Source organism: Belnapia rosea, assembly GCF_900101615.1.
Taxonomy (GTDB): domain Bacteria; phylum Pseudomonadota; class Alphaproteobacteria; order Acetobacterales; family Acetobacteraceae; genus Belnapia; species Belnapia rosea.
In genome coordinates, this window is sequence record NZ_FMZX01000014.1 from 70,737 (window position 1) to 93,433 (window position 22,697).

A 22,697-nucleotide genomic window follows, 5' to 3' on the forward strand; every position below is an offset into this window, starting at 1 on the left:
GATTGGTTTCATTGCTACTCTGCCGCGCCCTGCGCCGGCAAGCGCCGCCCGCCGGTACGGTTCCAGATCCACACCCCGAGCGGCCACAACAGCGCGCCGATGGTCATCGCCGCCAGCACCGCCGAGACCGGCCGCTCGAAGAAGGGCATCACATCGCCATCCGACTTGATGAGCGAGGTGATGAAATTCTGCTCCACCATCGTCCCCATGACGATGCCGAGCACCAGCGCCGCCACCGGATAACCGTTCCGATCCATCACGAAGCCGAGGATGCCGAACAGCCCCACCAGCAGCACCGAGAACAGGTTGTTGCCCGTCGCATAGGCACCGACCGCGCAGAGCAGCAGGATCACCGGCATGATCGAGGCGCGCGGCGCCCGCAGCACTTTCGATGCGATGCGGATCATCACGATGCCGAGCGGGATCATGATGATGTTGGCGATGATGAAGATGAGATAGAGCGCATACATGCTGCGCGCATTCTCGGTGAAGAGCGTCGGCCCGGGGTTCAGCCCCTTCATGTAGAGCACGCCGATGGCGATCGCCGTGATGGTGTCGCCCGGGATGCCGAAGAGCAGCGAGGGCACCCAGCCCGAGGCGAGCGAGGCATTGTTCGAGGCCCCCGCCTCGACCAGCCCCTCCGGGTGGCCGGTGCCGAACAGCTCCGGCGTCTTCGAGAATTTCTTCGACATCGCGTAGCTGACCCAGGCGGCCATGTCGGCGCCGGCGCCCGGCAACACGCCGATGATGACGCCGATGAAGTTCCCCCGCCACATCGGCCACTGGTACGTCTTGGTCAGCTTCCACTGTCCGGCGAGGATGGAGCCGAACTTCCGGTGCGGCAGCTTCGGCGGCTCGGCCGTCACCATCGCCCGCATCACCTCGCTGACGGCAAACACGCCGACCAGCGCCGGAATCGGCTCGATGCCGCCCAGCAGGTCCGTCAGGCCGAAGGTGAAGCGCGGCGTCCCCGCCGGGTTCTCCATCCCGATGCAGGCGATCAGCAGGCCGAGCAGCATGGAGGCGATCGCCTTGATCGGCGAGGAGCGCGCCACCAGCGTCGCGCACATCAGCCCGAGGAAGGCGAGCCAGAAATACTCGAAGGTCGAGAAGGACAGCGCCATCTCGGCCAGCAGCGGCGCCATCAGCACGAGCGAGAGGGTGCCGACGATGCCGCCGATCGCCGAGAACCACAGCCCGGCGCCGAGCGCCACCTCCGGCTGGCCCTTGCGCGTCATCGCATAGGCCTCGTCCGTATAGGCGGCGGAGGCCGGCGTGCCCGGGATGCGCAGCAGGCAGCCCGGGATGTCGCCCGAGAAGATCGCCATGGCCGAGGCGGTGATGATCGTGGCGATGGCCGCGATCGGGCTCAGCCAGAAGGTGACGGGCACCAGCAGCGCCGTCGCCATGGTGGCCGAGAGGCCGGGCAGGGAGCCGACGACGAGCCCATAGATGGCGGAGGCGATGATGGCGATCACCACATCGGGCGCCGCCACCAGCCTTACGGCTTCGAGGAGTTCGTTCATGGACCTACCACGGCGCCGGCAGCACGCCGTCGGGCAGGGGCACCCGCAGCAGCTTGTAGAAGGCGAGATGCACGAGGGCGGGCGCGGCCAGGGCCAGCGGCACGGCCAGCGTCAGCCGCGCACCCAGCGCCACCGCGCCGATCAGGACGATGATGGCGGCCGTCAGCAGGAAACCCAGCGGCTCCGAGGCCAGCATGTAGAACAGCAGCAGCGCCGGCGGGATGAGCGCCCGCAGCCCATGGAAGCGCGGGGCCGCCGCCTCCGTTGCGTCTTCCTCCGGAACCTCGAAGCTGCGGCCGATGCCGAGGGCGATCAGCGCGCCGCAGATCACCAGCCCGGAGCCGATCAGCATGGGGAAGGCGGCGGGCCCGACATCCTGCCCCGGCACGGCCGGCAGGCGGGAGCCACTCCAGGCCGCAAGGCCACCGAGGATCACCAGGACCCCGCCGGTGACCCGGTCGGATAATTGCACGGGACGCTTCCCCCCTTGGACGGTCTCTCTCCGGAACCAGTCTAGCCGCCCGGGGCCGCAGGTCCAGCCAGGGTCCCGTGATTTGGCGCTGCCGCCCGGCCGGGGCATCATCCCGGGCAAAGAGGAGACGTCCCGCTCTATGCTTCCCCCTTGGCACAGCCTGCTTCACTCGATCGACGCCACGGACCGGGGGCTCGAGGCCGCCGGCTACATCGCCAGCCGCCCCATCTCCACCGCGGTCTACCTGGCCCATCACCTGCAGAAGCCCATCCTGGTCGAGGGCCCGGCCGGCGTCGGCAAGACGGAGCTCGCCAAGGCCCTGGCCTCCTGGCTCGGCCTCGGGCTGATCCGCATGCAGTGCTACGAGGGGCTCGACGAATCGAAGGCCCTCTACGAGTGGAAATACGGCAAGCAGCTGCTCTACACCCAGATCCTGAAGGACCGCCTCGGCGCCGCCCTCGGTGAGGAGCCGGGCCTCGATGCCGCGCTCGCCCGGCTGCACGGCTTCGGCGACCTGTTCTTCTCCGAGCAATTCCTCGAGCCCCGCCCCCTGCTGCGCGCCCTGCGCGAGCCCGGCGGCGCCGTGCTGCTGATCGACGAGATCGACAAGGCCGACCAGGAATTCGAGGCCTTCCTGCTCGAGCTGCTCTCCGACTACCAGGTCTCCATCCCCGAGATCGGCACCATCCGTGCCACCGTGCCGCCGCTGGTGCTGCTCACCTCCAACAGCCAGCGCGACCTCGGCGACGCGCTGAAGCGCCGCTGCCTCCACCTCCATATCGGCCTGCCCGATGCCCGGCTCGAGGCGCGCATCGTCGCCGCCCGTGTCCCCGGCGTGGAGGAGGGGCTGCGCCGCCAGCTCGTCGCCTTCGTCCAGCAGCTCCGCACGCTCGACCTGAAGAAGCTGCCCTCGGTCAGCGAGACCATCGACTGGGCCCGCACCCTGCTGCTGCTCCATGTGCGGGAGCTGGATGCGGCGCTGATCCGCGACACGCTGAACGTGCTGCTGAAATTCGAGTCCGACATCGAGGCCGCCGACCCCCGCCTCGCCGAGCTGCTGCAGGCGGCGGCGCGCGAGTCCGTGCCGGTGCGCTGATGCAGGGCCCGCTGCTCGACCTGCTCCGCGCCGCCCGCAGCGCCGGGCTGCGCATCTCGCCGGCCGAGAGCATCGACGCCGCGCGCGCCGTCGAGCAGGTCGGCTATGCCGACCGCACCACGCTGCGCGACACGCTCTCCCTCGTGCTCGCCAAGACGGTGGAGGAGAAGCGCGCCTTCGCCGACTGCTTCGACCTCTTCTTCTCCCGCACCGGCTTCGCGCCGGAGCCCCCGCCGGATGCCGCCGCCAAGGCGGACAGCCCGCTGGCGCAGATGCTGCTTTCGGGCGACCGCTCCGGCCTCGCCGCCGCCGCCGAGCAGGCCGCGGTGGAGGCCGGGGTCGGCAACATCACCATCTTCACCCAGGTGAACCTCTATACCCGGCGCATCCTCGAGCGCATGGGCCTCGCCGCGCTCGACCGCGAGATCGCCGCCGCCCCGCCCGCCACCGCCGAGCGCCTGCGCGAGGGCCGCGAGCGCCTGCGCGAGGGGGTGCGGGAGCTGGTGCAGCAGAACCTCGCCCTCTATGCGCGCGGCCAGGCGGAGGAGTACCGCAACCGCACCCTGGCCCGCACCCGCCTCGCCGCCATCGACCGGCGCGACCATGACCGCATGCGCCGGCTCGTCCGCGCCATGGCCCGGCGGCTGGCAGCGCAGTATGGCCGCCGCCGCAAACGCCGGCGCCGCGGACTGCTCGATGCCCGCCGCACCATCCGCCGCAACATGGGCTGGGACGGGCTGCCCTTCATCCCCGTCTGGAAGCAGGAGGTGATCGACAAGCCGAAGCTCGTCGTGCTCTGCGACGTCAGCGGCTCGGTCGCCGCCATGGCGCAATTCCTGCTGCTGTTCCTCTACTCGCTGAACGAGGCGCTCTCGGGCCTGCGCGCCTTCGCCTTCTCCGGCACGCTGGTCGATGTCTCCGACCTGCTGGAGGGCCAGCCGATAGAGCGCGCCATCCCCGCCGTGCTCGACCGCGCCGGCTTCGGCTCCTCCAACTACGGGCAGGCCCTGGCCGATTTCGCCGAGCACCACATGGCCCTGCTCGACAGCCGCACCACCGTCATCATCCTCGGCGACGGCCGCGGCAACCGCACCGACCCGCGCACCGAGATCCTCGCCGCCATGGCCAACCGGGCGAAGCAGATCGTCTGGCTGAACCCGGAGACACGGCCGCTCTGGGGCACCGGCGACTCCGACATGCCGCGCTACGCGCCGCATTGCCGCATCGCCGCCGTCTGCAACACCCTCGACCAGCTGGACCGCGTCATCGGCGGGCTGCTGCGGGACGGCGCCTAGGGGATGGGGGGCCGGGGCGCGCCGCGCCCGGCCGGCCTCATGGCGGCAGGAGCAGCGCGGCCGCTCCATCCAGGTCCGGCACCTCTGCATAGGGCAGCCAGTCCGGGTTGCCGGTCTCGCCCCGCCGGTTCACCCATATGCCGCGCAGGCCCAGTTCATGACGGGCCTTCATGTCCCAGTACATGCCCATCGCCACATGCACCGTCTCGTCCGGCGTCACGCCCATCGCGCGGTAGGCGTAGTCGAAGAGCTGCCGCGACGGCTTGTAGGCCCGCGCCTGTTCGGCGGTGATGACGTAGTCGAAGGGCACGCCGATGCGCGCCACGGTCGGCGCGATCAGGTCGTCGTCGGAATTCGTGAAGATCGCCAGCTTGTAGCGCTCGCGCAACCGCCGCAGGGCATCCGGGACCTCGGGGTGCGGGCCCATCGCCATCGGCGACGACGCGATGCGCTCGATCTCCTCGGCGCCCGGGGTCAGGCCGTGCCCGGCGAAGGCGGCGGCGAAGCCGGTGCGCAGGATCTCCTTGTAGGGGCGGTGCGGCCTCTCCGCCGTCAGGCGCCGCCCCTCCGCCGAGAAGCTATCGAGGATCGCGGATGCGCCCGCGCCGCTCGCGCCGTGCTTCGCCAGCGTCGCGCCGACCTCGCGCAGGAGTACCTCGTACCATTGCACGAGCGTGCCGTAGCAGTCGAAGGTGATGACCTTCGGCGCGGGGTCGAGCTGGAACATCGAGGGTTCGGGCATCGGCATGGCTTGCGGTTGTAGGTGGTGGGGGAAGGCGTCGCCAGGCGATGCCGGCAGGCGTCCCGAAGGGCTGCCGGCGGCCCGTGATGCCGCCGAGCGGCCATCCTTGCGTCCGGGGCCGGGCCGGTCCGCCGGCGTGAGCGGCCCGGTCACCACCGCCCAGCCATGGCAACGGATCACGAAACTGCAGCCGCGGCAACGCCTGGTTCGGGCACCCGGGGGTGGAGCATCCGGCCGCCCCTGGGCTCGACCCGGCCCGCCGCTTCGGCTAACACGCGCGCCCTTCCGGCTTCAGGGGCACGCCCGGTGCAACCCATCATCGGCATCGATTTCGGCACCACCAACAGCGTCGTCGCCCGCCTCATGCCCGATGGCCACGTGGAGACCGCCCGCTTCGCCATCGGCACCGATACCTTCGACGTGTTCCGCTCCGTCCTTTGCTTCTGGGCCGAGGCAGGCGGCGCCCCGCGCCATGCCGCCGGCCCCGGGGCCATCGAGGCCTATCTGGAGGACCCGCTCGCCAGCCGCCTCATCATGTCGATGAAGACCTACCTGGCGCAGCGCAGCTTCACCGAGACGCGCATCTTCAGCCGGTCCTTCACGCTGGAAAGCCTGATCGCCCTCTTCCTCCGCGCGCTCCATGCCCCCGTCGCCGGCGCCCGCCTCGTCGCCGGCCGCCCGGTGCGCTTCGCCGGCGACATGCCGGATGATGGGCTGGCCGAGACCCGCCTCCGCGCCGCCTTCACCGAGGCCGGCTGGCACGACATCGACTTCGCGCTGGAGCCGGAGGCGGCCGGCTACCGCTTCGCCCGTGGCCTCGGCGGCGCGGCCACGGTGCTGGTCGGCGATTTCGGCGGCGGCACCAGCGACTTCTCCGTCCTCCGCTACGAGCCGGGCGGCGTCACCGCGCTCGGCCATTCCGGCATCGGCATCGCCGGTGACAGCTTCGACTACCGCATCATCGACCATGTCGTATCGCCCCTGCTCGGCCGCAACGACAGCTACCGGGTGATGGGCAAGCCCATGCCCATCCCCGCCGCCTGGTACACCGGCTTCGCCCGCTGGCACCGCCTCTCGCTGATGCGCGCGCCGAAGACGCTGCGCGACATCGCCGAGGTCGCCCGCACCGCCGACCATCCGGAGCGGCTCCACCACCTCGTCTCGCTGATCGAGGAGGAGGCCGGCTACGCGCTCTACCGCGCCGTCTCCGGCGTGAAGGCCGCGCTCTCCCGCGCCCCGCGCGCGACGCTCGCCTTCCGTCATGAGGATTTCGCGGTGGAGGCGGAGATCGCCCGCGCCGATTTCGAATCCTGGATCGCCCCCGACCTGGCCCGGCTCGGCACCGCCATCGACGATGCGCTGGCCGAGGCCCGCCTGCCGCATGAGGCCATCGACCGCGTCTTCCTCACCGGCGGCACCTCCCTGGTGCCGGCGGTGCGGGCGCTGTTCGAGGCCCGCTTCGGCGCGGCGCGGCTGGCGGGCGGCGGGGAGTTCGTCTCGGTGGCGGAGGGGCTGGCGCTGATCGGGCAGGCAAGGGCCGCCGCCCGGATGGGCTGACCCGCCGCGCTTGACGGGGTAGGGACAATAATCCTATAATCTCGCCGCAACCCAACATGACTCCATGGCGCGCCGGATGCCTGCCATCCGCGGCAAGCCCATGCCAGGGCAACGGCATGGCGCCGGCGCTGGCCAGCGCCTCAATCCCTCAAATCTTCAAATTCGTTGTCCTCTTCGCCCGCCATATCAACGGGTTAGGCGTCCCCGGCCCGGCTGGAATTGAGCCGGTTTGAAGTTTCACCGCGCCCGCCACCCTTGGGTCGCCCGCTCCACCACCCCCGCCATCGCCAGCTGCGCGAGCTTCACCGCCACCGTCACGCCGAGGATCGCGCAGGCCATCGCCGCCGCCGCGCTCGCCTGCCCCGCCTCGTCCATATGCACCACGGCGATCGAGGCCGGCTTCGTCTCCGGCCCGTAGAGGAAGATCACCGCCGAGACCGTCGTCATCGCGTTGACGAAGAAATACACCGCGATGTCGAGGATCGCCGGCAGGCAGATCGGCACTGTCACCCGCGCGAAGGTCAGCAGCGCCGGCACCCGCAGCGAGGCGCCTACCGCCTCGAATTCCGGGTCGAGCTGGCGGATCGCCGTCACCGCCGCCAGATGCGGCACGGTGTAGAAATGCACCAGGCTGTTCAGCACCAGCAGCCCGAGCGTGCCATAGAGGAAGCCCAGCGGATTGGCCGGGTGGTTGAAGAAGAGGATGGTGCCGAGCCCGAGCACCAGACCGGGCACCGCCAGCGGCAGCCCCGCCACGAAGCGCAGCACGGAGGAGAGCAGCCCGCCCGGCGCGCCCCGCTCCAGCAGCCAGGCGGTGCCGAAGGCCAGCGGCGTCCCGATCAGCGCCACCCAGGCCGCCATCCGCACCGAGGTCCAGACCGTGCCCCAGCCGGCCGCATCGAACCGGGCGAAGTCGTAGTTGTCGAGCGTCAGCGAGAGGTTCCACGGCCAGAAGCGGATCAGCGAGCTCCAGCAGGCGACGCCCACGATGCCGAGCAGGAAGCCGGCGACGAGCAGGCAGAGCAGCAGCAGCGGCACGTCCCGCGCCGGCCGCGGCCGCGGCTGGTAGGCGACGGCGCGGCCGGAGAGGGTCGCGCTCCGCTGGCCCTCCGCCCAGCGGTCCAGCAGGAAGCCGCCCACCGCCGGCAGCAGCAGCACCAGCCCGACCACGGCCCCCATGTTGAAGTTCTGCAGCCCGACGACCTGCTTGTAGACATCGGTCGCCAGCACCGGGAACTGCCCGCCGATCACCTTGGGGATGCCGAAATCCGTCACCACCAGGGTGAAGACCACGGTCGTCGCCGAGACCAGCCCATAGCGCGCCCCCGGCAGCGTCACGGTCCAGAACACCCGCCACCGCCCCGCCCTGAGCGCCGCCGCCGCCTCGTAGAGCCGCGCATCGGCCATGCCGAGCGCGACGGAGAGGATGATCGCCGCATGCGGGAAGCAATAGAAGACCTGCGCCGCCACGATCCCCACCGGCCCGTAGAGGCTTCCCCCGCCCAGCATCCCGCGCAGCAGCCCCTGGTTGCCGAACAGGGTGATCAGCGCGAGGGCCGGCAGCAGCGAGGGCGCGAGCACCGGCAGCAGCATCACCGCGCGGAAGGCGGGCCGCGCCGGCAGGCAGGCCCGCGTCAGCCCATAGGCGTAGAGGAAGGCGAGGGGCACGGTCAGCAGCGTGGTCAGCGCCGCGGTCCAGAGGCTGTTCCAGGCCGCCAGCCGCAACGCGGGCGTCCGCGCATAGGCGAGGATGTTGGCAAGGCCGGCGAAGCCGCCCTCGGCATCCTCGAAGGCCCGCAGCAGCACGGTGCCGAGCGGCAGCACCAGGCCGATGCCGAGCAGGGCGAGCGCCAGCCACAACCCCGCCCGCAGCGGCGCCTCACGCATCGGCGGGGAAGACCATGACCCGCTCGGCCGGGAAGGCGACCGGCAGCACCGTCCCCGGCGCCGCGCGGGCGAGCTCCGGCGGCGCATCCGCCTCCAGCCGCCACCGACGGCCGGAGGGCAGGCTCGCCTCCAGCGACAGGCGGCAGACCGGGCCGAGGAATTCGCCATGCGTCACCTCGGCGTCGAAGGCGCCCGGCAGCGCGGTGGCGGCCCCGCCGAGGCGCACATCCTCCGGCCGGATGAAGGCCTCGACCGGCGTGCCGTAGAGCAGCGGCCGCGCCGCCGCGCAGGGCAGCCGCAACCCCTCCACCAGCAGCAGGCCGGGCGGCGCCTCCACGGTGGCGGAGACATGGCTGCTCCGCCCGACGAAGCCGGCGACGAAGGCGGAGGCCGGCTGGCGGTAGATCGCCTCCGGCGTGCCCACCTGCTCGATCCGTCCGCGCGACATGACGACGACGCGGTCGGAGACGCTCATCGCCTCCTCCTGGTCATGCGTCACCATGACGGTCGTGACCCCGAGCCGCCGCTGCAACGCGCGGATCTCGCCACGCAGATGCTGCCGCACGATGGCGTCGAGCGCCGAGAGCGGCTCGTCCAGCAGCAGCAGCCCAGGCTCGCTGGCCAGGGCGCGGGCCAGCGCCACCCGTTGCTGCTGCCCGCCCGAGAGCTGCGCCGGGTACTTCGCCGCATGCTCGGCAAGGCCGACCAGCGCCAGCAGCTCCGCCACCCGCTCCTCGCGCCGCCGTCGCGGCCAGGCGCGGCCCCGCAGCCCATAGCCGATATTGGCGGTGACGGAGAGGTTCGGGAACAGCGCGTAGGACTGGAAGACGATGCCGAAATCCCGCCGCCCCGGCGGCAGGTGGGTGATGTCCCGCCCACCCTGCGCGATGCGCCCGCTGCTCGGCGGGTCGAGCCCGGCGATCGCCCGCAGCAGCGTCGTCTTGCCGCAGCCCGAGGGACCAAGGAAGGAGACGAACTCGCCCGGCTCCACCGCCAGGCTCACATGGTCCAGCGCCTGGAAGGTGCCGAAGCGCTTCGAGACCTGCTCGACGACGAGGTAGGGCGCCGCCGCCACCAGGGCCGGCGGCCGCTCCAGTGCCGCGCTCATCAGTTGCGGGGCGCGGATTTGCCGTCGAAGCGCGCCGCCCAGTCGCGCAGGATCTCGTCCCGCTTCAGGGCGACCTCGCGGAAATCCTGGCTCACCAGGCGCTGCTCGAACTCGGCCGGATAGCCGCGCACCGCCGCCTGCACGCCGGGCAGCGCCAGCACCGCGTAGAAGCGGCCGTAAAGCTCGTTCGCCGCCCGCGTCACGGCGAAGTCGGCCAGCTTCCGCGCCGCCTCCATGTTGCGGCTGCCGCGCAGGATGGCGGTGCCCTCCAGGTCGAAGCCGACGCCATCCGTCGGCACGATGATCTCGACCGGCGCGCCCTGGTTCTTCAGCGTCACGGCCCGCATGTCGAGCGAGATGCCGAGGCCGTATTCGCCGCGCGCCGCGTTGTTGCAGGGCGCGCTGCCGCTGTGGGTATAGACCTGCACGTTCTCGTGCAGCTTCGTCATGTAGTCCCAGGCCCGCTCCGCCCCCATGGAGCCGATCCAGCCTGCGACGGTGAGGAAGCCGGTGCCGGAGGAGGCCGGGTTCGGCATGGCGATCTGGCCGCGGAAGGCGGGGTTCAGCAGGTCGGCCCATGTGCCCGGCCGCGGCAGGCCGCGCTGCTGCGCCACCATGGTGTTGAAGCAGATGGCGGAGACGAAGGCATCCATGCCCGTCCAGGTCATCGGGCTGCGGTCGGAGCGGAAATTCGGCCGCAGCGCCTCCGCCCCCGCCGGGGTGTAGGGCTCCAGCATGGAGAGTGCCTCCATCTGCAGCAGCGAGAAGACGGAGAGGCCCCAGACCAGGTCGGCGCGCGGGTTCTGGCGCTCGGCGATCAGCCGCGCGGTGATGACGCCCGTGCTGTCCCGCACCCAGGCGATCTCGACTCCCGGCACCGCCGCCTCCGCCGCCTGCTTGAAGGGGGCGAGCTGCTCATTCTCGAGGGCGGTATAGACGGTGAGCCGGGTCCGCGGCTGCGCCGAGGCGAGGGCGGGAAGCATGGCGCAGGCCAGGGCCAGCGCGGCGTTCAGCACGCGGCGTTGCATGATGGGCGTCTCCGTCGGAGTGGTGCTTGGCCCGTGTGTTAGCGCGGCTTTCCCCGGGATCGACGTTACAGTTCCGTGGCAGGCCTCGGCAAGCCGCGTCAATCCGGCGCCTCGCCCTCCGCCATGCGCCGCTCGATCGCGGCGATCGCGGCCGGCAGGTCGGCGATGCTGTCGATCACCAGATGCGCCCCGGCCGCGGCCAGCTCCGCCGTGGCGCGCGCCCGCGCCGCATCCCGTGCCTCGGGCGAGACGGCGGCCAGCTCCTCCGCCGACCAGCCGGCGATGTTGCCGGTCAGCGCCACGCCGACCGCCCAGCAGCCGGCGGCGCGCGCCTCGCCGATGCCGGGCGGCGTGTCGTCGAGCTTCACCACGGCGGCGGCGGGCCAGACGCCGAGCGCCGCCATGGCGTGCCACATCTGCAGCGGCGCGGGCCGGCCGGCGGCGAGGTCCCCGGCGCAGACCACTACCTCGGGCACGAAGCCCTGCGCCGCGGCGAGGGGCGCCAGCTCGGCCATGATCGGCCGCGTGTAGCCCGTGGTGCTGCCGATGCGGATGCCGCGCGCCGCCAGCGCCGCCAGCGCCTCCCGCGCGCCGGGGATCAGCGCCGCGTGGTCGCGGATGGCGGCGACGTTCATCGGCTCGAAGATGTCGAAGATCGCCTGCACATCGGCCTCGGAGAAGTCCCGTCCGTGCCGCGCCCGCCAGGCCGGGGCGATGGCGGCGCCGACGGCGCGGATATGGTCGGCCTTCGCCATGCCCATCGGCCCGCGCGCATCGGCGATTGAGATGGCGACGCCCATCTCGGCGAAGGCGCGGACGAAGGCGCCCATCGGCGCCCGGCTGCCATGGTCGACGACGGTGCCCGCCCAGTCGAGGATCACCGCCCGCACCGGCCCTGCATAGGGCTGCCGCCAGTCGTTCATGCCATGCTCTCCCAGGCCGCGAGGACATCCTCCGCCAGGCCGAAGGCGGTGCTCGCCCCCGTGCCGCTGGTGACGGAAACCAGCATCACCCCCGGCATCGGGGATTCGAAGAAGGCCGTCTCCGGCCCGGAGGGATAGACGCCGACCCAACGCTCCACCACTTCGGGCCGCGGCAGGTCGAGCACGGCCGAGAGCTCGCGGAGGATCAGCGCATCCACCTCCGCCGGCTGGAAGGGGTCGGGCGAGGGGCTGTAATGATGGCTGTCGCCGACCACCAGCGAGCCATCCGCGCCCTGCACGGCGATGAGGTGGATGCCATGCATCAGCTCCTCGCCCTGCTCCGCCCGCAGCCGGGCGGCGAGGCGCGGCAGGCTCGGGCTGGCCGCGTAGCCGAGGTAGCGCATCAGGCCGAGATCGCTCATCACCGCCCCCGGCAGGACGAAGCCGGGCGCGGCGACGCGCAGCATGTGCAGCTTGCAGAGCGTCACCTGCCGCCGCGCATAGATCTCGGGGAAGAGGGTGCGCAGGTCCGTCCCCGGGCAGACGATGATCCGCCCCGCCCGGATGCTGCCGCCGGCGAAGCGCACCTGGCCTGGCTCGACCGCCTGCACCCCCGTCAGCGGCCGGAAGGCGACGCCCCGCGCCTCCGCCAGCCAGGCGGTGAGGCGGGGAATGGCGTCGCGGCTCTCGACCCGCAGCTCATGCGGGCTCAGCATGGCGCCGGCCAGGTCGCCGCGCAGCCCGCCGAGCGCCGCGGCCTCCGCCCCGCTCAGCATGCGGCAACCCTCGCCCATCGGCCCCCTGGTGAACTCCTCCAGCACCGCCGCCGCCTCTGGCCGGCGCGCGGCGAAGGCGAGGCCGCGCTGGTGGATGGCGATGCCGGCCTGGGGCGCCACCTCCGCCCAGATGTCGCGGGCCCGGCGGGCGCGGCGCCAGCAATCCCCCGCCTCCTGCCCGGTGACGGTGACGAAGCCGAAATTGCGGATGGAGGCGCCGATCGCGCGCACCTCCCGCTCGAGGACGACGGTGCGCAGCCCGGCACGCGCGGCGGCCAGTGCATGCGCCAGCCCGACAATGCCAGCGCCGACGATGGCGCAGTCGAAGCTTTCCTCGGCCAAGCGCGAACCTCCCGCTGCCGGGCCGGTTTAGCGAAGCGGGACCGGCACGGCCACAGGCTGGTTGCGAAACGTCATCGAAGGCGTCGAGATGCCTGCCCACGCGAGCGTCGGCGCTGCCCTGCTCTGGACGCTTGGCCAGAGCCTGGGCGATGCCTTCACGCCGTGGTCGAAGCGGCCTGGGCGGCCGCCTTTTACCCTGCTTTGCAGCGGGATGATCGCCGCGGCGCGAGGGGCCTGGACGGCCTCAGCCGCGGAAGCCGGCCAGGACGAAGAGCATCAGTATGAAGCCGATGAAGGCGGTACCCTGCAGCAGATAGGTGCCGACGCTCATCGTCTCGTCCTGATGGCGGGCGGGCCTGCGGGCGGGGCGGACATTGATCGGGGTGGCCTGGGCCATGACGGCACTCCTTTTTGGATTGGACCTGCCCGCCCTGGTGCAGCCGCCATGCCATGCATTCTGCAGTTACAGCCGTCGTCTCGAGGCGGTTCAGCCGCCGCGGGCCGCGGCGATCATCTCCTTCATGCGGCGGATCACCGCGGGCAGTCCTTCGAAGACGCTCTGGCCGATGAGAAAATGGCCGATGCTGACCTCCACCACCTCCGGCATGGCGGCCACCGGCGGCAGCGTCTCATAGGACAGGCCATGGCCGGCATGGCATAGCAGGCCCGCGGCGGCGGCGGCGGCGGCACCCTGCCGAAGCCTTGCAAGATGCAATTCGCGCTCGGCGTGTGCCGCATCGGCATAGGCGCCGGTATGGAGTTCAACGGCTTGCGCCCCCATCCGGGCGGCCGCTTCGATCTGCCGGGCATCCGCCTCGACGAAGACCGAGACCTCGATGCCTGCCCCGGCCAGCCGCGCAATCGCATTCTGCAAGGCCGGGCCGGCGGCGATGACGTCGAGACCACCCTCGGTCGTCAGCTCCTGCCGCTTCTCGGGGACGATGCAGCAGGCGGGCGGGCGGAGGCGCAGCGCGATGCCGACCATCTCCTCGGTCGCTGCCATCTCGAAATTCAGCCGCGTTTCCACCTCGGCGGAAACGCGTTCCAGGTCGCGGTCGCGGACATGGCGGCGGTCCTCCCGCAGATGCATGGTGATGCCATCGGCCCCGGCGCCCATGGCGATGCGCGCTGCCTCCACCGGGCAGGGGAAGCTGCCGCCCCGGGCGTTCCGCAGCGTCGCCACATGGTCGATATTCACGGAGAGGCGCATCGGCGTCATCGGCTGGCGTTCCTGCGATGAAGGGCAATCTCGGCTGCGAGGCGGATGGCGGCGACGAGGCTGCCAGGGTCGGCAAGGCCACGGCCCGCGATGTCGAGGGCCGTGCCGTGGTCCGGGCTGGTGCGGACGATGGAAAGGCCGAGCGTGACATTCACCCCGCCCGCCATGTCGAGCGTCTTGATCGGGATCAGCGCCTGGTCGTGATAGAGGCCGAGCGCCACGTCGTAGCCCGGCCGGGCCTTGGCGGTGAACATGGTGTCGGGCGGGATCGGGCCGCGCGCATCGATCCCCTCGGCCCGCAGGGCAGCGACGGCCGGCGCGACGATGTCGCGGTCCTCGGTGCCGATGGTGCCATCCTCCCCGGCATGCGGGTTCAGCCCGGCGATGGCCAGGCGTGGGGCGGCGATGCCGAAATCCTGCCGCAGCCCGGCCGCGGTCAGCTGCGCCACCTCGATGATGAGTGCCGGGGTGAGGCGGGCGATGGCCTGGCGCAGCGGCTCATGGATCGTCACCGGCACCACGCGCAATTCGGGGCAGGCCAGCAGCATGACGGGTGGCCGGCCGGTGCCGGCGATCTCGGCCAGGTATTCGGTATGGCCGGGATGGGCGAAGCCGGCGGCGTAGAGGGCGGATTTCTGGATCGGGTTGGTCACCACCCCGGCGGCGCGGCCCGCCTTGGCCAGCGCCACCGCCTCGTCGATGGCGGCGATGACGGCCGGGGCATTGGCAGGGTCGAGCTGTCCGGGCCGGGCCGGGTGGGGCAGGGGGCGGTGCAGCACCGGCAGCGCCTCGGGGAAAGCCGCTAAGGCCTCCTCCGGCGCCGCGATGCGGCGGATCGGGGCACCGGCAAGGCGCGTCGCATCGTCGATCAGGAAGAAGGCCGGGCCGGTGGCGCGCAGCGCCGCCCAGGCACCGGCCGCGATCTCGCCGCCGATGCCGGCAGGCTCGCCCATCGTGAGGGCCAGGGGGGGCAGCGGGGAGGGACACATCCCGTCGATGTAGGCCGGACCCGGCCCGCTGCCCAGCCTGCCGGACCGACTCGCATTTTTTATCGAAGGCGCAAAGAATTAAGGATAGCTTCATACTATCGACGCGTGCGTCGGAATGCCTTCAGCAGAGCAGCCCGAGCGGGAATGGTTATGAACGCCTGTCACGCCGCGCCCATGCTGCCCGCGGCCGCCCGGACGACAACCGGGACCGGTTATCGCCGCTGGGGGTTGAGCGCCCATCTGCTGGCATTCGGCCTGGTACTGCTGCTGCCCGTGCTTGCGCTTGCTGCCATATCGGCCTGGCAGGTGGCGCAATCCTACCAGCAAGCCTTCGTGGCCCGGTTGAGCGACACCACGCGGGCGCTTTCGCTCGCCATGGCGAGCGAGTTGGGCACCATGCAGACGGCCGCGCTGGCGGCTGCCTCGGCACTTGCCGAACAACCGCCATGGGAGGAGGCAAGGACCGAGGCTTGGCTGAGGGGACTGAGCCAGGTTTTGGGCGATGCCCGGATCGCCGTTTTCGCAGGCGCCACGGCGCCTGAAGAAGAAGCCAACGCCCTGGTCCGCCAAATCCTGCAAACTGGCAGGCCCGCGCTGTCCAACCTCTACCGGGCCCAACCCGCAACGGCCGGGCCGGAAGGTAAGTTCGCGGTGTCGATCGGGGTGCCGGTGCCGCAGGCCGAAGCGCCCGAGCGGGTGGTGCTGGTCACCTTCTCCCCCGACCGGCTGGCCCAGGTCTTTGCCGCACAGGGGCTGACCGGTGGCGTGGCCGGGCTGGCCGACGGTCATGGCATCAGCGTCGCCCGCTCCCGTCACAACGACCGCTTCGTGGGGACTCCCGCGCCTTGGTACCGGCTTGCGGAGGGGCTGCAGGAAGGCGTGTTCCGCGGCCGGAATTTCGAAGGGGTGGAGATCCTCTTCGGCTATCACCGGCTGCCCATCGGCGAGGGCTGGGGCGTCGTCCTTGGCGAACCCTGGGCGGCCTATCAGGCGAATTGGCGCTCGCCACTCATCCGGCTCGGCGTCGGTGCGGTGTTGGCGATCGCCCTCGCCATCACAGCGGCCGCGGTTCTGGCGCGGCGCATCCTTACCCCGGTGCGCGCGCTGCGCCAGCAGGCGGAGGAGGTCACCGCCGGGCGCAGCGAGGCGGAAACCCGGGCCGCGGTCGCACGCCCGGCCGAGGTCGCGGAATTCGAGGCGCTACGCCTCTCCATGCTGCAGGCCGATGCGGCGCTCCGGGCCGGCGAGGCCGAGTTCCGCGCCGCCTTCGAGCAGGCCGCCATCGCCATGTCCCAATCCGATCCCACCACAGGCCAATTGCTGAGGGTGAACGAGGCCTATTGCACCCTGGTCGGCCGTCCGGCTGAGACGCTGATTGGCCATCCCTTCGCCGATTTCATCCATCCGGAGGACCGCGAGTCCGAGATGCGGGGCTGGCAGGCCATGGCGCGGGGCGATACGGCCATTTTCGAGACCCGCAAGCGCTATGTCAGGCCGGACGGCACGGTTCGCTGGGCCAGCGGCACCGTCTCCACGGTGCGGGACCCGTCGAGCGGCCGCATCGTCCGTACCCTGGCCGCCTCGCAGGACATCACCGAACGCAGGGCCGCAGAGGAGCGGCAGACCTTGCTGACGCGGGAGTTGGACCACCGCGCGAAGAATGTCCTCGCCGTGGTGCAGGCCGCCTTGCGCCTCACACCCCGCACCAGCGCCGAGGAATATGCCGAGGCGGTGGAAGGCCGTGTCGCCGCGCTGGCAAGGGCGCATGCCCTGCTTGCCGGGGCACGCTGGAGCGGTGCCGGGTTGCGGGAGCTGGTAGCGGCCGAGATATCGGTCTTTCTCGGCGCGTCGGTGACGGACCGCGTGGTCATCGAGGGGCCGCCGGTGACGCTCTCGCCCCCGGCGGTGCAGGCCGTCTCCATGGCGCTGCACGAGCTGGCGACCAATGCGACCAAGCATGGCGCCCTCTCCCGCCCCGGCGGCTGCCTGCATCTGAGCTGGAGCCTGACCGAGCGGCCTGGTTGGCTGCTGCTGCGCTGGACAGAGCGCGGCGGACCGCGCCTGGCCGGGCCGCCGGTGCGGCGTGGCTTCGGCTCCCGCGTGCTGAGGGCGACGGTGCAGGACCAGCTGGGGGGGCAGCTGGAACAGGCCTGGCTGCCCGAAGGGCTGGAATGCACCATCGCCGTGCCGATGGCGCGGATCGGTGCCGCGGCCTGATCACCGGGCCCGTTCGATGTTCCATATCACCGGGAAGCCGAAATCGATCACCCCCCTCAGCTCGGCACGCCAGACCGCCGGGGCCTGGAACTGCCCGTCGAGCGGGAAGGTGACGTTCTCGATGGCGAGGCGCTGCAGCTCCGCCGCCAATTCCAGCCGCCGGGCCGGGTCGCTCTCAGCGGCGAAGCGCTCGAGAACCGGCGTCATCGCCGGCACGCAGTAGCCCCAGGGCTGGTTGTTGGAGCAGTTGTAGCCAATGCCCATGTTCGAAAGCGGGTCGGCCATGTCGAAGCCGGTATAGATCACCGGCACCAGGTTCCAGCCGCCCTCGGCCGGCGGCTGCCGCCCGACCCAGCGCTGGGCGATGGAGGACCAGTCCGCGGTCTGCACATCGAGGTTGAAGCCGGCCCGCTTCAGCCGGTCGATGACGACGAGCGCCATCGGGTTGATGAGCGCGCTGTCCGCCGGCTGCAGGATGACGATGCGCTCGTTGTTGTAGCCGGCCTCGCGCAGCAGGGCGCGGGCGCGATCGAGGCTCGGCTCCCGCACGATGTCGCCGCCGGCGTCGCTGCTGTAGCGCGTGCCGCAGAGATACACCGAGGTGCAGGCCGCATCGACCATGCCCTCCGGCAGGCCATGGCCGGCGAGGATCTCCGTCCGGTCCAGCGCCGCCTGCAGGGCGCGGCGCATCGGCAGCCGGTCGAAGGGCGGGAAGTAGTGGTTGATGCTGACGCCGCCGACGATATGCGCGATGCCACCCGGCCTGGCGATGACGAGGTTCCGGTCACGGCGGAAATTCGCCAGGTAGTCGATCGGGGCATATTCGAGGTAGTCGACCTCGCCACGGGTGATGGCGGCGGCGCGCAGCGCGATGTCGGGCAGGGTGACGAACTCGACCCGCTCCATTTTCGCCACCTTGCCGCCGGCCAGCCCGTCAGCCGGCTCGGCGCGCGGCACGTAGCGCGGATTGCGGCGGAAGAAGGTGCGCTCGCCCGGCACCCACTCCTCCTTGAGGAAGAGGTAGGGGCCGCTGCCCACAACCTCGGCCACCGCCTGGGTCGGCGGCGTGGCGGAGGCCAGGCGTGCCGGCATGATGAAGGGCACATGCACGCTCGGCTTGCCGAGCGCATCGATCACGCCGCCGAAGGGCTGCGCCAGCTGCAGCACGAAGCGGTTGGGCGCCTCGACGCGGAACTCCTTCGTCGCGGCGATGAGGCGGCGGCCGATCGCATCCCGCGCGCCCCAGCGCTTGAGCGAGGCGACGACGTCATCGGCGGTGACCGGCGTGCCGTCGCTGAATTCGAGGCCGGGGCGGAGGGTGAAGGTCCAGGCGAGGCGGTCCTCGCTGACCTGCCAGCCTTCCAGCATCTGCGGCCGGAACTCGCCCTTGCCGTCCATGGCGACGAGCGTGTCATAGACCATGTAGGCGAAGTTGCGGGTGACGAAGGAGGGGCTGGCGATCGGGTCGAGGTTCTGCAGCCCGACATTGAGGACAAGCCGCAGCGGGCGCTCGCGCGGCTGCGCCGCCGCCGAGAGGGCAAGGCTGCCGGCGGCCAGGAGACCGAGGAGGAGGCGTCGCACCATCATGCTCTCACTCCGTCTCATGCGCCGCGGACCAGGCCTCGGCGACTTCGGTGCCCGTTGCGAACCACACATCGGGGAAGGTCTTGATCCACTGGATCATCTCGCGCAGCAGGGCGACCCGGCTTGGCCTTCCCGTCACCTGCGGGTGCATCACCAGGTTGTAGAGCCCGCCCCAGCGGTAGATCTCGCGGAACTCCTCCTGGAAGATCTCGCGGATATGGCTGTTCGGGAAGATCGGCCGCGGCGACTTCACCGAGAACAGCGCATGCGGCGCATCGTCCAGGCTCCAGTGCCAGGGCAGCTCGATCGGGCCCGGGCTGCCATCCGGCATGATGTGCCGGTAGGGGTTGATGTGGTCGAGCAGCGAGCTGTCGTAGAGGAAGTCGTGCTTCTTCAGCAGGCGGATGAGGTTGTCGCTGGTCTCGCCGGCGGGCGAGCGGTAGCCGCGCGGCACGACGCCGAGGCAGCGCTTCAGCGCCTCCAGCCCCCGCTCCATCTCCTCGACCTCCTTATCGGGGAAGGCGGGGTCGATCCAGGCATGGGAGTAGCTGTGATGCGCGATCTCGTGCCCCTCGCGCAGGATCATCTCGGCCCGCGCCGTGTGCTTCTCCGCCGTCCAGCCGACGACGAAGAAGGTGGCCTTCACGCCCTCCTGCCGCAACACCTCGAGGATCATCGGCACGCCGACCTTGGCGCCATAGGCACCCTGGCTGAGGATGCCGGGGCGGCGGGCATTCTCCGGATCGCGCGAAAGCCAGAGGGTCTCGGCATCGAAATCGAAGGTCAGCATCACCGCGACCTTGGCACTGCCCGGCCAATTCACCTTCATGTCGATCATCGGTCGCCCCTTCGCCCGTTTCAGCCAGCCTCGCGCGGCGGGTGCCGCGCCGCAAGCCATCCCCCATCCACGGCGATCACCTGGCCGGCGACATAGGCGGCATCTGCCGAGGCGAGGAAGGCGATGACGGCCGCCACCTCCTCGGGCGTCCCTGCGCGGCGCAGCGGTGTCGGCTCCAGCACGGCGCGGCGGTAGTAGTCGTTGCCGAGATGGCCCTTGGTCATCGCCGTCTCGATCACGCCGGGGGCGACCGCATTCACCAGGATCCCCTCGGGCGCGAGCTCGCCGGCCAGCTGCCGCGTCATCTGCGCGATGCCGGCCTTGGCCACCGCATAGGCCGTGGTGCCGGGATAGCCGGCGATGCCGAAGGTCGAGGAGACCGAGACGATGCGCCCGCCCGGCCGCGCGAGATGCGGGATGGCGGCGCGCGTCAGCCGCAGCACGGCCTTGAGGTTGGTGTCGATGAAGCGGTCGATGAGGTCGTCATCCGATTCCAGCAGCGGTTTCGAGCCGCCGATGCCGGCATTGTTGACCAGGATGTCGAGCCGGCCGAAGGCATCGAGCGCGGTATCGACCACCACCTCGCCCGCGCCGCGCGCCGCGAGGTCGATGCGGAGGCCGACGCCGCCCAGCGCCTCGGCCTGCGCCATGACCTCCGGCGCCTGGTCTGCCAGCAGGACCTGTGCGCCCTCGGCCGCGAGGCGCGCCGCGGTGGCGGCGCCGATGCCGCGTGCCGCGCCGGTCACGATGGCGGCGCGGCCGGTGAAGCGTCCCTGTTCAGGCAAGCCGGCCTCCATCGACGGGGAGTGCGACGCCGGTGACGAAGCCGGCCGCCTCGCTGAGCAGGAAGAGCACGGTATCCGCCACCTCCTCGGCGCGGCCGAAGCGGCCGATCGGGTGACGGGCGCGGAAGATGGCCTCGCGCATCGCGCGGGCCTCGGGGTCGCCGGCGGAGGCGAAGGTCTCCTCCAGCATCGGCGTCTCGATCGAGCCAGGGCAGACGCAATTGACGCGGATGCCCTCACCGGCATGGGCGACGGCCAAGCTCCGCGTCAGCATCACCACCGCGCCCTTGCTGGCCGAATAGGCTGGCATGGTGGGCGAGCCGACCAGCCCTGCCGCCGAGGCGAAGGTGACCATGGCGCCGCCACCCGCCGCGCGCATCAGCGGCAGCGCGGCCCGGGCGGCCAGCCAGGTGCCCTTGACGTTGACGGCGAAGAGCCGGTCCCACTCCGTCTCCTCCACCTCGGTGACCGGGCGCACCGGGCCGAGCATGCCAGCGGCCGTCACCAGCAGCCGCAGCGGGCCGAGCGCCATGGTCCCGGCCACGGCGGCGGCCACGTCGTTGGCGGCAGAGGCATCGCCGACCATGGTGCGGGCATCGGGGCACTGCGCGGCCGTCTCGGCCAGCCCGGCCGCGTCGCGATCGAAGAGCATCAGCTTCGCGCCCTCACGCGCCAGGCCGAGCGCGGTGGCGCGGCCAAGGCCCGAACCGGCACCGGTGACGAGGGCCACCTGGCCGGTGAAGCGATCGGGCCTCATTCGGCCAGCATCCGGCGGGCGACCTGCTCGCCGATCATCACGCAGGTGAAGTGGGTATTGGCCCGGCAGTCGGCAGGCATGATGGAGGCATCGGCGACGCGCAGCCCGGCGATGCCCTTCACCCGCGCATCCGGGTCCACCACGCCGCGCGGCTCCTCAAAGGCTGTCATCTTGCAGGTGCCGGCGGCGTGCTGGATATCGCCTGCCTCCTGCAGCAGCAACGCGTCGAGTTCCGCCTCGGGCAGGGCCGCAGTCTCGGCCAGGCTCAGCCCCGTCTCGCCGAAGGCGATGCGCTCAGCGATGCGGGTGACGGCAGGGCGGGCGACGAGCCTTGCCAGCCGGCCCACCGCATCACGCATCCGCAGCAGGTCGCGCGGGTCGGAGAGCATGTTCTCCTCCACCACGGGGTCCTCCTCCGGCCTGGGCGACGCGAGGGTGACCGCGCCGCGGGAGAAGGCCTCGAAGACCGAGGCGCCGATGCCGCCGAAGGGGTTGGGCCGCGCCCCGGGTGCCGCCACGCCGCGATGGTTGAAGGCGATGAGGATCATGTCCCGTCTGCCCGCCCCGCCGAGGCCGCTGCTGTAGGTGACGCAGCAATTGGTGTGGCGCTGGTCCGGGTCGGTCGGCACGAATTCCGACCGGAAATCGATGCCGGCGCGGATGATCGGGTGGTCCATGAGGTTGCGGCCGACCTCGGGCAGGTCCCGCACCACCTCGATGCCCATGGCCTGCAGCGCCGCGCCCGCGCCGATGCCGGAGCGAAGCAGGATGGCAGGGCTATGGATGGCTCCGGCCGAGAGCACCACCTCGCGCGCCTGCAGCTCGACCCAGCCCTGGTCCCTGAGATGGACCCGCACGCCGATGGCCCGGCCATCCCGGACCAGCACACGGTCCACCAGGGCATCGCCGCGGATCTCGAGATTGGGCCGGCTGCGGGCGGGCTCCAGGAACGCCTCGTTGGTGGAGATGCGGCGGCCGTTCCGGCTGTTGATCGGGTAGCAGGAGACGCCCTCCCCGCCTGGCGCGTTGAGGTCGGGGTTCCAGGGATAGCCATCGGCCAGCGCCGCATCCTTCAGCGCGAGATCGACCGGCCCCCAGGCTGATTCCGGCGCGCGGTAGACCGGCAGCGGCCCGCCATGCCCGTGGTTCGGCAGCGTGTCATCCTCGATCGCGTCGAAGACCGGCAGCACGTCGCGCGCCGCCCAGCCCTCGCAGCCCGCTTCGGCCCAGCCATCGAAGGCATCCATCACGCCACGGATGGCGATCTGGGCGTTGACCACCGAGCTGCCGCCGAGCGCCTTGCCGCGCCAGTAGAATTTCGGCGGCTGCGCGGCGGTGCGGCGGGAGAGGAGCTTCGGCCAGTGCCACTCGGCCTGCATGCCCGGATCATGGATCATCGGGATGGGGTTGGGGCTCAGCATCGCCTGGGGTGCCTGCTCCGCCCGCCAGTCCCGCCCCGCTTCCAGCAGCAGCACGCGCCGCCGCGGGTCAGCCGAGAGACGGGCGGCCAGCGCCGCCCCGGCCGAGCCGGCGCCGACCACGATCACGTCATGCAT

The 22,697-nt window shown here is 71.4% G+C and carries 20 protein-coding genes; 4 read left to right on the forward strand and 16 right to left on the reverse strand.

Annotation, left to right across the window (positions count from 1 at the left end; all coding sequences use genetic code 11):
* Positions 1 to 14: 14 nt before the first annotated feature.
* Together BLR02_RS19740 and BLR02_RS19745 are read right to left on the reverse strand one after the other, a co-directional pair.
* Positions 15 to 1,526: a tripartite tricarboxylate transporter permease gene (locus tag BLR02_RS19740; protein ID WP_090567264.1), complete on the reverse strand. Its 1,512-nt coding sequence runs from the start codon at positions 1,524 to 1,526 to the stop codon at positions 15 to 17.
* A 4-nt stretch (positions 1,527 to 1,530) separates the two neighbouring features.
* Positions 1,531 to 1,998, reverse strand: coding sequence for a tripartite tricarboxylate transporter TctB family protein (locus BLR02_RS19745; protein ID WP_090664362.1), 468 nt, complete (start codon positions 1,996 to 1,998; stop codon positions 1,531 to 1,533).
* Positions 1,999 to 2,137: 139 nt separating this feature from the next.
* Here BLR02_RS19745 and BLR02_RS19750 point away from each other — a divergent pair, with 139 nt between their 5' ends.
* Together BLR02_RS19750 and BLR02_RS19755 are read left to right on the forward strand one after the other, a co-directional pair.
* A complete protein-coding gene (locus BLR02_RS19750; protein WP_090567270.1) occupies positions 2,138 to 3,094 on the forward strand; it encodes an AAA family ATPase in 957 nt (318 codons plus the stop codon).
* Entirely contained in the window at positions 3,094 to 4,389 is a 1,296-nt protein-coding gene (locus BLR02_RS19755; protein ID WP_090664363.1) for a VWA domain-containing protein, read from the forward strand. The genes BLR02_RS19750 and BLR02_RS19755 overlap by 1 nt, the downstream gene beginning before the upstream one ends.
* A gap of 37 nt (positions 4,390 to 4,426) precedes the next feature.
* Here the strand turns inward: BLR02_RS19755 and BLR02_RS19760 are convergent, their stop codons facing one another.
* Entirely contained in the window at positions 4,427 to 5,137 is a 711-nt protein-coding gene (locus BLR02_RS19760; protein WP_090664364.1) for a haloacid dehalogenase type II, read from the reverse strand.
* Between the two features lie 300 nt (positions 5,138 to 5,437).
* Between BLR02_RS19760 and BLR02_RS19765 the strand changes: the two genes are divergently transcribed.
* A complete protein-coding gene (locus BLR02_RS19765; protein ID WP_090664365.1) occupies positions 5,438 to 6,688 on the forward strand; it encodes an Hsp70 family protein in 1,251 nt (416 codons plus the stop codon).
* 237 nt (positions 6,689 to 6,925) lie between these two features.
* Here the strand turns inward: BLR02_RS19765 and BLR02_RS19770 are convergent, their stop codons facing one another.
* The 8 genes from BLR02_RS19770 to pdxA form a co-directional block, all read right to left on the reverse strand.
* Complete coding sequence (locus BLR02_RS19770; RefSeq protein ID WP_090664366.1) at positions 6,926 to 8,575, reverse strand: putative 2-aminoethylphosphonate ABC transporter permease subunit; 1,650 nt, start codon at positions 8,573 to 8,575, stop codon at positions 6,926 to 6,928.
* Positions 8,568 to 9,683, reverse strand: coding sequence for an ABC transporter ATP-binding protein (locus BLR02_RS19775; RefSeq protein ID WP_090664367.1), 1,116 nt, complete (start codon positions 9,681 to 9,683; stop codon positions 8,568 to 8,570). Before BLR02_RS19775 ends, BLR02_RS19770 begins: the two co-directional genes overlap by 8 nt.
* Entirely contained in the window at positions 9,683 to 10,711 is a 1,029-nt protein-coding gene (locus tag BLR02_RS19780) for a putative 2-aminoethylphosphonate ABC transporter substrate-binding protein (protein WP_090664368.1), read from the reverse strand. The genes BLR02_RS19775 and BLR02_RS19780 overlap by 1 nt, the downstream gene beginning before the upstream one ends.
* Before the next feature lie 98 nt (positions 10,712 to 10,809).
* The gene (gene phnX, locus BLR02_RS19785) at positions 10,810 to 11,634 is read right to left on the reverse strand and encodes a phosphonoacetaldehyde hydrolase (protein WP_090664369.1); all 825 of its coding nucleotides are present in this window, start codon (positions 11,632 to 11,634) and stop codon (positions 10,810 to 10,812) included.
* Complete coding sequence (locus tag BLR02_RS19790; protein ID WP_090664370.1) at positions 11,631 to 12,752, reverse strand: TIGR03364 family FAD-dependent oxidoreductase; 1,122 nt, start codon at positions 12,750 to 12,752, stop codon at positions 11,631 to 11,633. The genes phnX and BLR02_RS19790 overlap by 4 nt, the downstream gene beginning before the upstream one ends.
* Before the next feature lie 244 nt (positions 12,753 to 12,996).
* Positions 12,997 to 13,149: a hypothetical protein gene (locus BLR02_RS29635; RefSeq protein WP_176849691.1), complete on the reverse strand. Its 153-nt coding sequence runs from the start codon at positions 13,147 to 13,149 to the stop codon at positions 12,997 to 12,999.
* A 90-nt stretch (positions 13,150 to 13,239) separates the two neighbouring features.
* Positions 13,240 to 13,962 carry a pyridoxine 5'-phosphate synthase gene (locus tag BLR02_RS19795; protein WP_090664389.1) on the reverse strand — a complete coding sequence of 241 codons (723 nt, stop codon included), beginning with the start codon at positions 13,960 to 13,962 and terminating at the stop codon, positions 13,240 to 13,242.
* Positions 13,963 to 13,967: 5 nt separating this feature from the next.
* Entirely contained in the window at positions 13,968 to 14,960 is a 993-nt protein-coding gene (gene pdxA / locus BLR02_RS19800; protein WP_090567293.1) for a 4-hydroxythreonine-4-phosphate dehydrogenase PdxA, read from the reverse strand.
* 150 nt (positions 14,961 to 15,110) lie between these two features.
* Between pdxA and BLR02_RS19805 the strand changes: the two genes are divergently transcribed.
* A complete protein-coding gene (locus BLR02_RS19805) occupies positions 15,111 to 17,177 on the forward strand; it encodes an HWE histidine kinase domain-containing protein (protein WP_176849692.1) in 2,067 nt (688 codons plus the stop codon).
* Here BLR02_RS19805 and BLR02_RS19810 read toward each other — a convergent pair whose 3' ends face one another.
* From BLR02_RS19810 to BLR02_RS19830, 5 genes are read right to left on the reverse strand one after another with little or no spacing between them, the layout of a single operon-like run.
* Entirely contained in the window at positions 17,178 to 18,764 is a 1,587-nt protein-coding gene (locus BLR02_RS19810; protein WP_245704868.1) for an ABC transporter substrate-binding protein, read from the reverse strand.
* 4 nt (positions 18,765 to 18,768) lie between these two features.
* Positions 18,769 to 19,599: a polysaccharide deacetylase family protein gene (locus tag BLR02_RS19815; RefSeq protein ID WP_090664390.1), complete on the reverse strand. Its 831-nt coding sequence runs from the start codon at positions 19,597 to 19,599 to the stop codon at positions 18,769 to 18,771.
* Between the two features lie 20 nt (positions 19,600 to 19,619).
* On the reverse strand, positions 19,620 to 20,384 hold the full coding sequence (locus tag BLR02_RS19820; protein WP_090567497.1) for an SDR family NAD(P)-dependent oxidoreductase: 765 nt from the start codon (positions 20,382 to 20,384) through the stop codon (positions 19,620 to 19,622).
* Entirely contained in the window at positions 20,377 to 21,141 is a 765-nt protein-coding gene (locus BLR02_RS19825) for an SDR family NAD(P)-dependent oxidoreductase (protein ID WP_090567302.1), read from the reverse strand. Before BLR02_RS19825 ends, BLR02_RS19820 begins: the two co-directional genes overlap by 8 nt.
* Entirely contained in the window at positions 21,138 to 22,697 is a 1,560-nt protein-coding gene (locus BLR02_RS19830; RefSeq protein WP_090664373.1) for a GMC family oxidoreductase, read from the reverse strand. Before BLR02_RS19830 ends, BLR02_RS19825 begins: the two co-directional genes overlap by 4 nt.